General features: G+C 35.9%; 13 protein-coding genes. 11 read left to right on the top strand and 2 right to left on the bottom strand.

The features are described from left to right. Nucleotides 1-2 precede the first annotated feature (2 nt). From I586_RS01865 to I586_RS01830, 9 genes are all read left to right on the top strand, one after another. Nucleotides 3-944: a sugar-binding transcriptional regulator gene (locus I586_RS01865; protein WP_010764871.1), complete on the top strand. Its 942-nt coding sequence runs from the start codon at nt 3-5 to the stop codon at nt 942-944. A 133-nt stretch (nt 945-1077) separates the two neighbouring features. Next, complete coding sequence (locus I586_RS01860; RefSeq protein WP_010764872.1) at nt 1078-1512, top strand: YwiB family protein; 435 nt, start codon at nt 1078-1080, stop codon at nt 1510-1512. 75 nt (nt 1513-1587) lie between these two features. Beyond that, nucleotides 1588-2214, top strand: coding sequence for a DNA-directed RNA polymerase subunit delta (gene rpoE, locus I586_RS01855; RefSeq protein WP_010764873.1), 627 nt, complete (start codon nt 1588-1590; stop codon nt 2212-2214). Between the two features lie 302 nt (nt 2215-2516). Next, nucleotides 2517-3350 (top strand): PRD domain-containing protein, encoded by an 834-nt coding sequence (locus tag I586_RS01850; protein WP_010764874.1) that lies wholly within the window; start codon nt 2517-2519, stop codon nt 3348-3350. A gap of 21 nt (nt 3351-3371) precedes the next feature. Then, nucleotides 3372-5354: an N-acetylglucosamine-specific PTS transporter subunit IIBC gene (gene nagE / locus I586_RS01845; protein ID WP_010764875.1), complete on the top strand. Its 1983-nt coding sequence runs from the start codon at nt 3372-3374 to the stop codon at nt 5352-5354. 356 nt (nt 5355-5710) lie between these two features. Further along, nucleotides 5711-5872 (top strand): hypothetical protein, encoded by a 162-nt coding sequence (locus I586_RS17340; RefSeq protein ID WP_010764876.1) that lies wholly within the window; start codon nt 5711-5713, stop codon nt 5870-5872. Nucleotides 5873-6574: 702 nt separating this feature from the next. Next, a complete protein-coding gene (locus tag I586_RS16870; protein ID WP_010764877.1) occupies nt 6575-6979 on the top strand; it encodes a hypothetical protein in 405 nt (134 codons plus the stop codon). 267 nt (nt 6980-7246) lie between these two features. Beyond that, nucleotides 7247-8434, top strand: a complete 1188-nt coding sequence (tuf, locus tag I586_RS01835) for an elongation factor Tu (protein ID WP_010764878.1) — start codon at nt 7247-7249, stop codon at nt 8432-8434. 82 nt (nt 8435-8516) lie between these two features. Beyond that, nucleotides 8517-9392, top strand: a complete 876-nt coding sequence (locus I586_RS01830) for a PhzF family phenazine biosynthesis protein (RefSeq protein ID WP_010764879.1) — start codon at nt 8517-8519, stop codon at nt 9390-9392. Nucleotides 9393-9479: 87 nt separating this feature from the next. On the opposite strand, the gene mprF is transcribed toward I586_RS01830, so the two are convergent. Continuing rightward, nucleotides 9480-12068 (bottom strand): bifunctional lysylphosphatidylglycerol flippase/synthetase MprF, encoded by a 2589-nt coding sequence (mprF, locus tag I586_RS01825; RefSeq protein WP_010764880.1) that lies wholly within the window; start codon nt 12066-12068, stop codon nt 9480-9482. A 10-nt stretch (nt 12069-12078) separates the two neighbouring features. After that, entirely contained in the window at nt 12079-12798 is a 720-nt protein-coding gene (locus I586_RS01820) for an alpha/beta fold hydrolase (protein WP_010764881.1), read from the bottom strand. Nucleotides 12799-12973: 175 nt separating this feature from the next. Between I586_RS01820 and I586_RS01815 the strand changes: the two genes are divergently transcribed. Further along, complete coding sequence (locus tag I586_RS01815; protein ID WP_010764882.1) at nt 12974-13591, top strand: lysozyme family protein; 618 nt, start codon at nt 12974-12976, stop codon at nt 13589-13591. A 286-nt stretch (nt 13592-13877) separates the two neighbouring features. Continuing rightward, nucleotides 13878-16214, top strand: a complete 2337-nt coding sequence (locus tag I586_RS01810; protein WP_010764883.1) for a cation-translocating P-type ATPase — start codon at nt 13878-13880, stop codon at nt 16212-16214. Nucleotides 16215-16220 lie beyond the last annotated feature (6 nt).

The following is a 16220-nucleotide window of genomic DNA, read 5'->3' as shown; positions in this document are numbered from 1 at the left end:
CTATGAAAATCAGTGAAGACCGCAGAAAAATGTTGAAGATCGTGACAATGTATTATGAACAAGGCTTGACTCAAGCGACTATTGCAAAAAAAATGGGCATATCTCGACCCGTTATTTCGAAAACGTTACAACAGGCTAGAGAATCTGGAATCGTTTCGATTTCGATTAAAGATGAATCTGCTTATGCGGTCGAGTTAGGTTTATGTTTGGAGCAAAAGTATCAGCTTGCGGATGTCCTTGTCATTCCTACAAATGAGCAAAAAAAAGAGGAAAAAATAAAAACTGAAGTCGGTCGGGCAGCCGCTTTGTATGTCAAAGAACAATTAAGAGCAGGGATGACTTTAGGCTTATCGTGGGGAACCACTTTAGCGGATATGATTGATGAAATAGCCTATTGTTCATTTCCGACTATTAATGTTTGCCCTTTAGTTGGTGGGGTTTCCAGTGAGCACCTTTATTTTGATACAAATCACTTAGTTTTTAGATTAGCGGAGAAACTTAATAGCCGCTGTCAGTATTTTTATGCGCCAGCATTAGCAGAAAGCATCGAACTCGCAGATGTTTTAAATGAATCACAACTCGTTCGTAATGCAATGGAGCAAGCCAAACATGTGGATTTCGCCATCATTGGTGTAGGGAATCCAAATCAAAGTTCTACGTGGAATCGTTTGGGGTATATCGAAAAAAAAGAGTCCCAGCTGATTAAAAAAACAGGTGTCAAAGGGGATGCAGTAGCGTCCTTATTTGACAAAAATGGTCAAACAGTAAACAATGAAATAAGCAAGCGGATGTTAGGAATCAAAGTAGAAGATCTCGTGAATATACCAGATGTAATGGTCATTGGCTGTGGTGAAGAGAAAGCCGAAAGTATTAAACCTTTATTGCTTGGTAAGTGCTGTACGATTCTAGTTGTTGATCAAATGATTGCAGAAGCATTAGTTTGAACTTGACTGGTATCTAGGTGGGCGCTAAAATACAAAGGTGGATCGTAAGAAAAATGACACAGTCAATTTTTCGTATCTTTCAGTTGAGGTTGATTTCACTTGTACCGCTTTTAAATTAAGGAGAGTGTTTTTTATGGATTTATCACAAGGAACACCAGTATCTATTCAATTGAAGACTATTGTAGATCAAGCTGGTGAGAAAAAGAATTTTTATTTTGATTTGGAAGGTCAAATCGTAAAAATCGGTGACACATTATATATTCGTTATAAAGAAGAACAAGAAGAAGGCGACTCAGTACCTGTAACAATCAAAGTAGAACCAGATGGCAAAATACAATTGATTCGTGCAGGCGGTCTTAGAATGCGGTTGAAATTTGCATACCAAGAACGGTTAGAGACGAGCTATAAAACGCCGTATGGTCTATTTCAGATTACAACATTTACCCGCAATTTGCGCTTTAGTTTGAAAGATCAACCAGTTGCTGGTAGTATTTTGATTGATTATGATTTATACTCTCAGGCAGAAAAAATAGGGGAATATCATTTAGAACTAGAATTTACTGCTTAATTATGCAATAATCAATTGATTTTTTCTTCATGTTTTTGTATGATAAGGAGTAGACTGTGAAAGGACGTGTACCGTTTGGAAATTAATGTATTTGACGGGTTGAACAAAGATGAATTATCCATGATCGAAGTTGCGCACGCAATTTTAGAACAACGTGAAGATGTGATGGACTTCTCTGATTTAGTAAACCAAATTCAAAACTATCTTGGAAAATCTGACAGCGAAATTCGTGACTCTTTAGCACAATTTTATACTGACTTAAATATTGATGGCAGTTTTATCTCTCTTGGAGATAACCGTTGGGGCTTGCGCTCATGGTATCCAATCGATTCTATCGACGAAGAAGTAACACATGGTTTGGATGAAGATGAAGAAGATAAACCACGCCGTAGAAAACGTAAGAAAGTCAATGCTTTCATTATTGATGCGAATGATGAAGACGTGATCGACTACAACGATGATGATCCGGAAGATGCTGAATTAACGGATGAAGATGATGACGATATTCTTTATGACGATGACGATGATGAAGAAGATGAAGAAATCAAAGCTTACAACTCAGATCTGCAAGAAATTGGCGCAGATTCTGATGACGAAGAAGAAGATTTACCTGGAATTGAAGAGGATCTTACGATCATCGATGAAGATGATGTGGATGATGACTTCGATGACGAAGACGAGTATCCAGAAGTAGAAGAGTAGTCAAATAACGATAAGTGTTCTCAGTGACGAGAGCACTTATTGTTTTAGAAACGCACTTAAATCAGTCATTTTACGACAATGGTTAAAAAGTGAATCAAAATGATTGACAAATGGTCTATATCTTTGTAAACTATCACTGTTAACAAAAACAAATAGCGTTTTCATGTGACTAGATAATACTAGGCATGGAAGAATTTCAAAAAAATATGATATACTCATATTTTGACGGGATTGTTCTATGCTTTTTTTGTTGTCTTGGTACAAGTTAGCGGACAATCTACTTCTGCAGAAGAGGAATGTTTATGAAAATTAAAAAGGTGCTCAATCAAAATGCTGTACTCGTCATCGACAAAGAACAAGAAAAAGTAGCTGTTGGCAAAGGCGTGGGTTTTAACAAAAAGAAAAATGATTTGTTATCCCCACAACAAGTGGAGCGGATGTTTGTGATGGAACCTGAAGGCTTGAAAAAGCTTCAAGTTTTATTATCACAAATCGATGAAAAGTATTTTTTTGTCACAGAAGAAATCATTGCTCATGCTGAGACAATTCTTGGTGAAAAGCTGAATGAACATATCAATATTGGTTTAAGTGATCATATTGCGTTTGCAGCTGAAAATATCCAAAATAATATCATTGTGCGAAATAAGCTTTTAAATGAAATCGAGATTCTTTATACAGAAGAGTTCTCAATAGCACAGTGGGCGGTGGATTATTTGACGCAAACGTTAGGAATTCCATTTAGTTATGATGAAGCAGGCTACATTGCGATCCATATTCATAGTGCTCGTAGTGGACGCACGGATAATAGTAAAAGTATTCGTGAGGTCACAATCGTTTCAGAAATTATTCATTTAATCGAGCAGGAATTAGGGATCAACATCCATGATGAAAAGATGAGTCTGAGTTATTCGCGACTAGTGAATCATTTACGATTGTTTATTCATCGTTTCCAACAAAGTCAATATGCAGTGCTAGACGATGAGATTTTGGACGTAGTACGTAAGAAGTATGCGGAAAGCTATGAGATATCGAAAAAAGTTCAAGTTTTGTTAATGAGAAATTTTCACTATCAAGTACCAAATGAAGAATTAGGTTATCTAGCTATTCATATCGAACGGCTGAAGATGATCAAATAACAGGTAAGGGGAGAAACAAAAATGAAAGCATATATGCAAAGAATGGGACGCTCATTGATGCTTCCTGTAGCGGTATTGCCAGCTGCAGCGATTTTAATGGGCATTGGGTATTGGATCGATCCAAACGTAATGACAGGATTAGGAGATCCAAATTTTCTATCTGTATTTTTAGTTAAAGCTGGTGGCGCAATTATTGATAATCTGCCTGTTTTATTCGCGGTAGGTTTAGCATTAGGTATGTCAAAAGATAAAGATGGAGCAGCAGCTCTTAGTGGACTGGTTGCATTTTTAGTTGTAACAACATTACTTTCAACTGCAGCAGTTGGTGCTATGAAAGGTATTCCAGTAGAACAAGTGGATCCTTCATTTGCTAAAATCGGAAATGCATTTATCGGGATTTTATCTGGATTGATTGCAGCATCAATGTACAATCGATTTAGTCAAGTGAAATTACCAATGGCTTTATCTTTCTTTAGTGGGAAACGATTAGTTCCAATTATGACTGCTTTAGCAATGTTAGTTGCATCAGGCGTATTATTCTTCTTATGGCCAGTTGTTTTCTCTGGTTTAGTTACTTTCGGGGAGTCTATTTCTAAATTAGGCGCAGTAGGTGCTGGTTTGTATGGATTCTTTAACCGTTTGTTGATCCCAACAGGATTACATCACGCATTAAATTCAGTATTCTGGTTTGACGTAGCTGGTATTAACGATATTGGGAACTTCTTATCTGGAGCTGGCGAAAAAGGAATCACAGGTATGTACCAAGCTGGTTTCTTCCCAATGATGATGTTTGGTTTACCAGCAGGTGCTTATGCAATTTACCGTAATGCACGACCTGAAAAGAAAAAAGCAACTGCATCATTAATGATCGCAGCAGCATTTGCTTCATTTTTCACTGGTATCACTGAACCATTAGAATTCTCATTCATGTTTGTTGCATGGCCTTTATATGTTTTACATGCTATCTTAACAGGAATTTCACTATTTATTTCTGCATTATTCCACTGGACTGCAGGTTTTGCTTTCAGTGCTGGTTTAGTCGATTTTGTTTTGAGTTTACGTAATCCGATTGCGAACCAACCATACATGTTAATCGTTCAAGGGTTAGTTATGGCAGTTCTTTACTTCTTCGTATTTGATTTTGCAATCAAAAAATTCAACTTAATGACTCCAGGTCGTGAAGAGGGCGAAGGCGAAGAAACGCCAGATATCGATACAACTGGTGATAACAAATTTGCTGTTTTAGCGAGCAAAATCTATCAAGGTCTTGGTGGAGATGCTAACGTAACGTCAATCGATAACTGTACGACTCGTTTACGTTTAACGGTTAGCGATACCGGTAAAGTCGATCAAGCAAAAATCAAAGCAACAGGCGTTCCAGGTGTGAAAGTGATCGATGACACGAATATTCAAGTTATTGTAGGAACCGAAGTGCAATTTGTTGCCGATGAAATGAACAAAATTCGCAACGGAGCAGCACCCGTTTCAGGTGAACCAGTAAAAAAGCCTGAAGTGAAAACAGAAGAACCAAAAGCAACAACGAAAGAAACAGAGATATACGCTGTTGCAAATGGGAAAGTTATTCCAATTTCAGAAGTACAAGATGATGTTTTTTCAGCAAAAATGATGGGTGACGGTTTTGCTGTGATCCCAACAGATGGTGAAGTAACAACACCAGTTGCTGGTAAAATCACAAGTATTTTCCCGACAAAACATGCTTTGGGAATCCAAACAGATTCTGGTATTGAAGTATTGTTGCATATGGGCTTAGATACTGTTGAGTTAAAAGGTGCACCATTCACTTTACATGTTGAGGAAGGACAAGTCTTGAAACAAGGTGATAAAGTTGCAACAATCGATTTAGCAGCACTAGAAGCTGCTGGTAAAAAATCTGATTTGATTGTTGTTTTCACCAACCAAGATGTTGTAGCTAGTTACGATTTGGTAAAAGCAAATCAAACAGTTGCTACTAATGATTCAATTGGTAAAGTAACTGTAAAATAAGTAAGTATGAACTATCCAAGGGATTTTCTTGGATAGTTTTTTTCTAGTGTTGCTTTATTTTTTTTCTATGATATGGTTAAAGTGTGATTGTTTTAAGTCATTTTGTTTAATCCATTCAGTCTTTCTAGTACAACGATAATGAAATGACTTCATAGCGTAAATAAATCAAATAGCAGTTTAGAGAACAAGAATAAAACACAATACACTTGACGATCCAAATAGTTTTGTAGGCAAACAATTTAATTAGATATAATGGATTTATGATGCACCAAAGTCTTATAAAAAATAGGTTATCATGACCAGTTAAAAAAAGACTATGAGCAAGTGATTGATAGAGAATAAAAGGTGGTAATGGTATGAGTAACAATATGGAACGATTATTAGGATTGATGCAGAGATTTCAGAATGAAGATCTTTCTTTAGATGAAGCCATTGAACTTCGACGGCTATCGGCAGAATTTGCTAATATTTGCGGGGAAACCGTTGAGAAAAAGATGGATGAATTTATTGAAAAGTAAATAACTATTTTTGATGGTAGAACATAAAAAAACAGGTTTTAAAAAAGCTCGTAAAGCTTTACAATTTTTTAGGCATTTTCTCATTTAGAGAAGGTGCCTTTTCTAATCATTTTAAGTTTATTGAACGTTTAAAGAATGTAAGTCTGTTAAATAACCATAAGACTTTTGCACAAATTGAGATAGCTTGAACAAACAACTAATCAAGAGAGAATACATATTTATAGGAGAATTTGTTTGTATGGTTCTATCGAAAGATTATATATTATTAATTCAGGTTTGTTATATTAATAGTTGTAAAATACATTTCTTTTTGAGTTAGAATATTATCTACTAAACAAAAAGGAGAATAAATTGGGCATTAATAGTAGTTTATCTGTTGTAGGTGGTGTGTCAGCGGGAATACAAATGCAAAGAATAGTTTAACAAGCATACATAGTGGAGGACAGCTTCTATCAAAGGTATAACTTGGAATGATCCTTCTTTAAAAAACACGGAAGAGAAGTCAATGCTAAAGACATTGAGCAATACAAAAGAAAAGCAGAAGAGTTTGCAAGGACAGTTAAGAAAGGCGTAAAGGGAGTGGACGTACCAGGATACACAGCTAATGTAAAAAGATTTCGGAAAAATGGAAGATATATCGATCTAGCTCCTGATGGATCTATCTTGTCCTTTGGAAAGTAGCAGAAAAGGGGAGAAATATTAATGCCAAAACATGATTTTAAAGTAGTTCAGTATTCACAAAATTTATCCTATAAGGACGTTGAATTAGTAGACGTTGTGTCCATTGACGACAGTCTAATTATATATATATCTGATTCTTTGAGTTGGCTAAAGGGTGGCTGGAATAGTTTAAAAGAGAAAAAGAATGGACTTAATTATTATGGGGTAACTTTTTTTTATGATGATGAAATAAAGCTATTTAAATCCATTTTATCAAGTTGGATTTCATTGTTTGAAAATGCGCCAGATGAACTATCATTAAAAAGTGATCTTTATCCTGATGAATCAATCAAAAAAAAGTTGCTACTAGACAAACTAAACAGCATTGTTGAACTGTGCAATAAAGCTTTAGAAGAAAACAAAGTATTGGTGCATTACGGTATTTAAAGAGGTTATTCGGTTTTTAAAGTAATAATATTAATGATTAAATGTATTTAAACGTTATCTTTTTTGGTCTGGTTTAAGGTGGTTTATATTGTGGATATAGTAGAACGAACAGATTAATTTCTGCTCTTTTTTTCTGCTTACAAATAGTAAGCAAATAAGTTGTGTTATAATTTTAAAGGTATATAATAACACTATAAAGGTCAGGGATGGTCAGTTTAGAACGGATCATCTACTTAACCTTTAACCAAAATAGGAGGTTTGTAAATTATGGCAAAACAACATTATGACAGAAGTAAACCACATGTAAATATCGGCACAATTGGACATGTCGATCATGGAAAGACAACATTGACCGCTGCGATCACCACAGTATTAGGGAAAAAAGGCCTAGCAAACCCGCAAGACTATGCTAGTATTGACGCAGCCCCAGAAGAACGCGAACGTGGCATTACAATTAATACCTCACATGTTGAGTATGAAACCGAAGCACGCCACTATGCTCATATTGATGCACCAGGGCACGCAGATTATGTAAAAAATATGATTACAGGTGCAGCTCAAATGGACGGTGCGATTTTAGTCGTATCTGCAACGGACGGTCCAATGCCACAAACGAGAGAACATATCTTGTTATCACGCCAAGTTGGGGTAAAATATTTGATCGTCTTTTTGAATAAAATTGATTTAGTGGATGATGATGAACTGATCGACTTAGTTGAGATGGAAGTTCGTGAGTTGTTAAATGAATACAATTTCCCTGGTGATGACACACCAATCATCAAAGGTTCTGCTTTAAAAGCATTACAAGGTGATCCAACTGCAGAAGCAGCAATCATGGAATTGATGGACACTGTAGATGACTATATTCCAACACCAGAAAGAGATACAGATAAACCTCTATTGTTACCAGTGGAAGATGTTTTTTCAATCACAGGTCGAGGAACTGTAGCATCTGGCCGAATCGATCGCGGAAAAGTAAGCGTTGGGGATGAAATCGAAATCGTTGGGATTAAACCCGATACGCAAAAAGCAGTTGTTACAGGAATCGAAATGTTCCGTAAAACATTAGACTATGGAGAAGCAGGAGACAATGTCGGAGTACTTTTGAGAGGAATCACTCGTGATGAAATTGAACGTGGTCAAGTTATTGCGAAACCTGGTTCAATTACGCCTCATACAAAGTTCATTGCGGAAGTTTACGTCTTAACGAAAGAAGAAGGTGGACGACATACACCATTCTTCACCAATTACCGTCCACAATTTTATTTCCGGACAACGGATGTGACGGGAGTTGTTGAGTTACCAGACGGTGTTGAAATGGTTATGCCAGGAGACAATGTAACAATCGATGTTGAGTTGATTCATCCAATCGCAGTAGAACAAGGAACGACCTTTTCAATTCGTGAAGGTGGACGAACAGTCGGTTCAGGTATTGTGACTGAAATAGAAAAATAAATGAAAAAGAATCTTCGATGCTATTTATCGGAGATTCTTTTTTTATGCTATACTATTTGACAAAAAGCAAGGAGTTAAAAAAATGAAGTGTAAGGTTGTACAAATAGATGCATTTACAACAATTGCGGGACAAGGGAATCCAGCAGGAGTCGTATTTGAAGGGGATCAATATACCACTGAAGAAATGCAGAAAATCGCTAAGGAAGTTGGTTTTAACGAGACAGTATTTATTTGTAAAAGTCAAAATAAAAAAGCGTCGTTAAAATTAAGATATTTTACGCCGGGTCATGAAACACCCCTTTGCGGACATGCGACAATAGGGGCGATTTTTGCTTTATACAATAGAGCGGAAGACCAACAGTTACAAATCGAAACAGGAGCTGGAATTCTACCACTAGTATATGAAAAAGCGGAACAACGAATTACAATGAATCAAGCAAAACCAACATTTATTGATTTCAAAGGAGATCCATTTGCACTTTGTCAAAGTCTAGGCATTAAAATGACTGACTTGCATCCGACTTTGCCAATTCAATATGGGAATACTGGCTCGTGGACTTTGCTTTTGCCAGTGAAACATCTGTCTGTGTTAGATAAAATGAAGCCGATGCCTGAATTATTTCCATCTATTTTAAACGAAATGCCAAAAGCGTCGATTCATCCTTTTGCTGTTATTTCGAAACAAGAAGGGACGTTTACCGCAAGACATTTTTCTTCGCCCTTTTCAGGAACGCAAGAAGATTCTGTGACAGGGACTGCATCAGGTGTAATGGGAGCGTATGTGTTGAATCATATTTATCAGCGTGATGAAATGAAAGAAATCAGTGTTTTACAAGGAAAACATGTTCAACGAGAAGGAATGGTTACAGTAAATGTTATAAGAGAACTAGACGAAGCACATCAAGTTAGTATCTCAGGAACCGCTTGTTGGAATGACGAATTTGAAGTAAGTATTTAAACTATCGGATTTGGCAAATCGCTTAATTTATTTCATAAAAACAGACTAAGGTATAACTCTACGAGTTTGACCTTAGTCAGTTTAGGATTATCGTTGATATCTATTCCTAAGAATCCGACGAACACCATACATTTTCTTTTGTTGTTCAATTGGAGCATTATCTATGATCAATAAAGCAACCATGACATATGCGATAAAACTTTTTCTTGAATATAATGTATATCTAGATTCCCATTTTGCGGCATATTTTTCTTTATAATCTCTTAACCCACGGAAAGAATAGAAACGTGAACCAAATTCATAAACAAGATAAGCGATTCGTTCTTGAAAGAAACTTTTTTTAGATGTCCCAACATTTGATAAGGGGGCCATTCCTAAATTGAAGTAAGAAAAGCCTCTTTCATTCATATAGTTGAACAAGGAAATAAATAAGTAATCCATCACGCCAGAAGGAGCTTCTTTACTGTAACGCATCAAATCAATCGTCGCTTCTTCTTCCGTATAAGTTGGTATGATATTTGCAAATGCAACAATGTGATTTTCTTGGGTTCGTGCAACTGCGATTTTTCCTCGTTGTAAGTAATCCTCAGAAAAGAAACCTAATGAGAAGCCTTTTTCTTTACGACTGCCTAGCCATTCATCTGAGACAGACTTTAGTTCTTGGATTAATTCTTCTGAAAAAGGTGGAGCCAATACGTCGAAGTGATAATTTTCTTTTGAAAAACGATTCATAACTGCCCGCTCGCTTTTCATTTTTTTACCAGAAAGGGTGAAGTTGGGTAAATCAACATGGGCTTCTTCACCCATTTTGATAAAGTCATACCCAAATTCATGTAAAAACATCACAACTTCTTCAGAGGCTTCATAGAAAACAGGAAGGTAGCCCCAACGATCAGCTTCATTGATGAACTGTTCTACAGCAACTGAAAAATCTTCTTTTTTACCAGAAGGATCGCCCATGACGATACACTTATTATTGATTGTTTTAAACTGGAGTAATACAGTGTCTTCGTTGTTTTGGTCGGTATAGATATACATATCTTTGTCTTTAAGAAAAATCAATTGACTATCAGTATTCCCCCCATATATTGTAAGAAGTGTAAAGGCACGTTCTTCATCAAGTGGCAGACCAATTTTATGTCGGCTTCCTTCCAAATAACGAATAAATAAGTAAATAAACAACGTCACGAATAAAATACCAACAAATCCTGAAAACCAAATTTTTTCCGATGGAAAGAAAAAGAATTCGATAAAGTGATGCTTGTGGTGAGGGAAAGTAGGTAAATTATAAACACCGATCACGATATATAATAAAGTCAGTGCCAGAAAAATGAAGCCATCGATTGTTACCATCTCCCAAGAATAGACCAGTTGTTCTCTAAACAACTCTCTTTTTGAAAAAACGATGATTACAAGTAACAGAGCTAGAAAAATAATAACACCCCAACTAAAATCAATAATAAAGGTGTAAATCAATGTTACAATAATCAATCCGATTGTTGGAAGATAAGCCCGCTTAACTCTTGCAGCAATTCCTCGTCCAGTAATCAGCAATAAAAATCCAAGCAAAATAGCTGGAAACTGTGTAATAAGATGAAACGAGAGTGGGTTTAATTGTTTTAACCATTTAAATTGACTAAACGCTTCAGGAATGGTTGCAGAAAGAACGATCATAATGCCAGAAAAGTACATTAAGAACACGACGACTTTGTGAGCCAATTCCGTTGATAACTCTCTAGGAATTCCAGAATAACGGTTATTTAAGCTGTGACTTAGGTTTTTAATAAAGAAAATCGTTCCAATAATAAAGGGTACGATATAGTAAAATAGTCGATAAAGTAAAATCCATGCAACCACCACTTCACGTTCAATTCCTAAAGCAGATAATCCAATAATCATCATGATATCAAAACTTCCCAATTCACCAGGAATCATTGAAACAATCCCGATAACAGAAGCAGCGATAAAGAGGGGCATCACTTGCAAGGGATTCATTTTAACACCCATTAACAGACCAATTAGTAAAAAGCTTCCTAAAACGCCAGTCCATTCTAGAAAAGAAGTCAAAATAAGTCCAGCACGTGTCCTGGAATCAATATCACCAATATATTCATCTTTTTTAATCAAACTTATGATTAAAACAATAGGAAAATACAAGCCGCCGCCTACTAACCAAATCCAGTATTGTTGTAGATATTCATTGGTATGTCCGAACATTACTAAAAAGAAAGAAGCCAAGCTGTATATAGATAACCCAGACATCAGGAAAATAAAAATCTTTGATAGTGCCCGAACAACGAGTTTTCCGTCTTTTTCTTTTCCATAGAATTCTGAACGTAAACCGATACTAACCAAACCGCCAAATCCGGCAATATTGTTAATCGTATTGACCATCCAGCTGCTTTCTAGCAGAAAAAGCTTTTTGGGTTTTTGATTCAAAATTCTGTTTAAAATCACATCGTAGCCAACCATTGGCAAGACAGCAACCAATCCAATGAGAAACATTAAACCAATTTTCCAGAAGGCAAGATCTTGAAAAATAATGCCGAGTTGTTCAAAGGAAACTGTTTTACCAATAGACAGCAATTCGCGAAAAACAATAATTGCTACTGAAAAAATAAAAATTGTTTTAAAGTAACTAATATGGTCTTTGGTCCACTGAAGTATTTTTTTCATTTAATAGCACCTACTTTTCTTTTAAAAATGTTAAGATTTCATGATTGAATAGTTGTGGCTCTTTTTTAGCAAAAGAATGTCCTTGCTTTGGAATCAAGGCGAAAGTTGCATGTGGAATTTTTTTAGCTAAACTAATCGAATGAGCTCGTTTGATAATATCATACTTTCCAACGATCACTAAAGTTTTTTGAGAAAAATGGGTTAAGTCAAAATCAGTGACACCAATATCTTTTATCATCAGACTAACAATAGGAACTTGTTGCTTCGCTTTTTGACTAACGAGAGACAACAGCCTTAGACAAGCATATTCGACAAATGTCACTATTCTTGCGAAAAAGCGGACACCTTGAACTTTAGTGTTGCCAGCATTAAGGACTAAGCGACGAACAAGAGCCGGGTATTTTTTAGTGAAGACCATTGCTAAATTGGCACCATCACTAAACCCTACAATATCGACTTGTTGGATGTTTTCTTGCTTCATGATTGAATAAAGGTCATCCGCCATCAATGCAAAGCTTAATGTATTGCTTCGGTTCGTAGAACGACCGTGACCGCGACTATCAATTGTATAAACTGTAAAATATCGACTAAATTCAGGCACTTGATTTTCAAAGTATTTTCCACTACCACCGTTTCCGTGAAGCAAAAATAATGGCTCTCCTTGACCAGTTACTTCATAATAAATCAGACTCTTATCCGTCGTTAGTAATAGCTTTTTTTGTTTTTCCATTTCTTTACCACCTACTCTAGTTTAGTATATCGGTTTTTTTATCGTTTTAAAACTGAAATGGTAAAATCAAAATTCAAATTTTTATTAAAGAATAATAAAGAATTAACCTTTCTTTAGATTTTTTTAGAATAATACAGTATGATGAAACCTACTCACAAAAAGTTTGGATGATAAGATGGGCAAAATGATGAAAATCGTAAAAAGATTACTGCTCTTGTTTTTTTTAGTACTGGTTATTGGTCTTGGATATTTAGGGTATCAAATCCATCAAAATGTTCAACAAGTGATAACGTTCGAAGATGAAGTAGAACAGGCAGTTAAAGCAAACAATATTCCTGAATACAAAAATTTAGTTCTGGCAATTATTTATACCGAATCAAAAGGCCGCACGGAAGATTTGATGCAAAGTAGTGAGAGTGCTTATGGTAAACGACAAATGATCGGAACAACGAAAGAAAGTATTGATACAGGTGTCGCTTTCTTAGCACAATCTATCGAAAAAGCAAACGAAGCGGGATGTGATATTTGGACCGCAGTTCAAGCGTATAATTTTGGATTAGACTATATTCAATTTGTAAAAGAACGAGGCGGAAAAAACTCAATTCGGCTTGCTGAAGAATATTCAAAAGAAGTACTCTCACCGTTGTTAGGAAATACAGATCAAAAACAGTATCGTTACTATCGGCCGCAGGCACTAATTTATAATGGTGGCTATCTATACAATAACGGCGGGAATATGTTCTATGCGGATTTAGTTAAGATGAATCAGGCGTTTATTAAATGGTTAAAATGATGCTCGTTTTAACACGAGTGTAAAACAGCTAATGGCAGTTAGAGAAAGAATACATTTTCTTTTTCTGATTTTCATTAGCTGTTTATTATTGTAGCAAATCGGTTTGAAGAAATATACTGCTACATGCGATAGCTAGCTTTATAAGTACGCCCGATTCTAGGGCATATTTTATACAGAATATTTTTTAGAAACAGAAATTCTTAATGATTTTCTTGAAGTTCTTTCTATTAACAAGTAAACTAAAGAAGATGTATTTTTAACAAGGAGAAAGTAGGGAACGAAATCCATGACAAATAAGTTTGACCTGAAACAAGGATTGACTCAATCAGAAGTAGAAGAACGAAAAAAGCAAGGATTACAAAATGACTATGAGGAAAATGTGGCCAAATCAACTAAGGACATTATTTATGACAATGTAATGACCTTATTCAACTTTTTAAACTTTGGTATTGCACTGTGTTTACTTTTTGTCGGAGCATACTCTAATCTAGCGTTTTTAGCAATTATATTAGTGAACATGGGAATGGGAATCTATCAAGAAATCCATGCGAGAAACTTAGTACAAAAATTATCGATTGTTGCCAAAGAAAGTGTTCATGTTATTCGTGATGGTAAACAAGTCGAGATCGATACGAGTGAATTAGTGATGGATGATATCGTTGTAATTTCTGCAGGTGAACAAGTTCCATCTGATTTAGAAGTTTTGGATGGAAAAGCAGAAGCCAATGAAGCCTTACTGACTGGTGAATCGGACTTGATCGAGAAGATCGAAGGAGATATTTTATTATCTGGTAGTTTCTTAGCAAGTGGACAAGTTCACGGAAAAGTCATCCATGTCGGAGCAGACAATTATGCAGTTAAAATCACTGCAGAAGCAAAAGTGCATAAACCGATCCAGTCGGAATTAGTTAATTCGATTCGTAAAGTTTCTAAATTCACGAGTTTAGTGATTATTCCATTAGGGATTGTTCTATTTGTTGAAGGCTTTTTGGTTCGAGATTCTGGCTTAGAAGCTTCAGTGGTTGCATCTGCAGCAGCTTTACTTGGAATGTTGCCAAAAGGGCTTGTATTATTGATCAGCATTACGCTGACGACAGGTGTTGTCAAACTAGCAAAAAAACGGATTCTTGTTCAAGATATGTATTCGATTGAAACATTAGCTCATGTTGATACACTATGCTTAGATAAAACTGGAACGATCACCGAAGGAAAAATGAAAGTACAAAAAGTCGAAATTTTACATGCCGACTATCATGAGAATTTTCCGCAGATTATCGGAAGTTATTTAGCTGAAAGTACAGATAACAATATTACGATGCAAGCGATTCGAGATCATTTTGAACTGTCTAATCGATATGGAGCAGTTAAGACGTTACCATTTTCATCTGAAAGAAAATGGGGGGCAATCGAGTTTAACGAATTAGGGACTGTTTATCTAGGTGCTCCTGAAAAATTAGTTGATGTAGCTCGTTTACCTAAAGAAGTTATTGAAGCACAAGAAAATGGTTACCGCGTATTAATGTTAGGAATTGCTGGAAATAGAGCATTAGATGAAGAGAAGATGCCTTATTTAGAACCATTAGCAGTTCTAGAAATTGATGATCCGATTCGCCAAAATGCCAATGAGACATTAGCTTATTTACGTGAAGAGGGCATTGATCTTAAAGTTATTTCTGGAGATAATCCAGTGACTGTTTCTAATATTGCTCGCCGGGCTGGACTGTTTGGCTATGAGTCTTATATCGACATGTCAACGATGGAAACAGAAGCAGATGTGCGTAAAGCTGTTCATGAGTATACTGTTTTTGGTCGTGTTACACCACAGCAAAAACGTACGATCGTTCGTGAACTAAAAGATAATGACCATGTTGTTGCGATGACTGGTGATGGGGTTAACGATGTTCTAGCTTTGAGAGAGGCAGATTGTAGTATTGCCATGGCTGAAGGTGATGGTGCTACAAGACAAATTTCTAATTTGGTTTTATTAGATTCTGATTTTACAACGTTACCAGATGTGTTGTTTGAAGGACGACGTGTAGTAAACAATGTAACAAAAGTTGCGAGTGTCTTTTTTATAAAAACAATCTATTCTTTTATTTTGTCAATGATCTGTGTGATTACCACAATTGCATTTCCTTTCATTCCAATTCAAATCACGTTGATTGATTTAGCCATTGAAGGATATCCAGCCTTCTTTTTATCATTTGAAAGTGATAAGCGGAAAGTACAAGGCAAGTTCTTACCGACAGCCTTGAGAAATGCTTCGGTAAATGCAATATTAGTAGTACTAAATATTGTTACTGTTTACTTGATGAGACAAAATCAAGGATTTACCCAACTGGAAACAACCACATTAATGTATTACTTGTTGATCGGTATTAGTTGTATGGCCGTTGTTCGTGCTTGTTTACCGTTCAATCCATTACGAATCTTTTTAGCTGTTACGACAGTTGGCGGGATCTATGTCGCAGCAATGTTGTTCCATAGTATTTTAGAAGTAGGTTTTTTAAATCAACAAACATTACCGATATTTGCAGTTATGATGTTGATTAACATACTTGTTCGAATCATGATCGGTCTTTTTCAAATGAAACGAGCAGGTAAAACAATCAAAGAGCTTTAAAATGGA

This window comes from Enterococcus moraviensis ATCC BAA-383 (assembly GCF_000407445.1).
In the GTDB taxonomy this organism is placed as follows: domain Bacteria; phylum Bacillota; class Bacilli; order Lactobacillales; family Enterococcaceae; genus Enterococcus_L; species Enterococcus_L moraviensis.
The sequence above is the reverse complement of the archived record's forward strand: the minus strand, read 5'-3'. Positions and strand labels throughout refer to the sequence as shown.

What these genes read in the sequence shown, in the direction of transcription:
- I586_RS16870 (WP_010764877.1), top strand. Translation starts at nt 6,575, where the DNA reads ATGCCAAAACATGATTTTAAAGTAGTTCAGTATTCACAAAATTTATCC.
- I586_RS17340 (WP_010764876.1), top strand. Translation starts at nt 5,711, where the DNA reads ATGAGTAACAATATGGAACGATTATTAGGATTGATGCAGAGATTTCAG.
- I586_RS01830 (WP_010764879.1), top strand. Translation starts at nt 8,517, where the DNA reads ATGAAGTGTAAGGTTGTACAAATAGATGCATTTACAACAATTGCGGGA.
- I586_RS01865 (WP_010764871.1), top strand. Translation starts at nt 3, where the DNA reads ATGAAAATCAGTGAAGACCGCAGAAAAATGTTGAAGATCGTGACAATG.
- I586_RS01850 (WP_010764874.1), top strand. Translation starts at nt 2,517, where the DNA reads ATGAAAATTAAAAAGGTGCTCAATCAAAATGCTGTACTCGTCATCGAC.
- nagE (WP_010764875.1), top strand. Translation starts at nt 3,372, where the DNA reads ATGAAAGCATATATGCAAAGAATGGGACGCTCATTGATGCTTCCTGTA.
- mprF (WP_010764880.1), bottom strand. Translation starts at nt 12,068, where the DNA reads ATGAAAAAAATACTTCAGTGGACCAAAGACCATATTAGTTACTTTAAA.
- I586_RS01820 (WP_010764881.1), bottom strand. Translation starts at nt 12,798, where the DNA reads ATGGAAAAACAAAAAAAGCTATTACTAACGACGGATAAGAGTCTGATT.
- I586_RS01860 (WP_010764872.1), top strand. Translation starts at nt 1,078, where the DNA reads ATGGATTTATCACAAGGAACACCAGTATCTATTCAATTGAAGACTATT.
- tuf (WP_010764878.1), top strand. Translation starts at nt 7,247, where the DNA reads ATGGCAAAACAACATTATGACAGAAGTAAACCACATGTAAATATCGGC.
- I586_RS01815 (WP_010764882.1), top strand. Translation starts at nt 12,974, where the DNA reads ATGGGCAAAATGATGAAAATCGTAAAAAGATTACTGCTCTTGTTTTTT.
- I586_RS01810 (WP_010764883.1), top strand. Translation starts at nt 13,878, where the DNA reads ATGACAAATAAGTTTGACCTGAAACAAGGATTGACTCAATCAGAAGTA.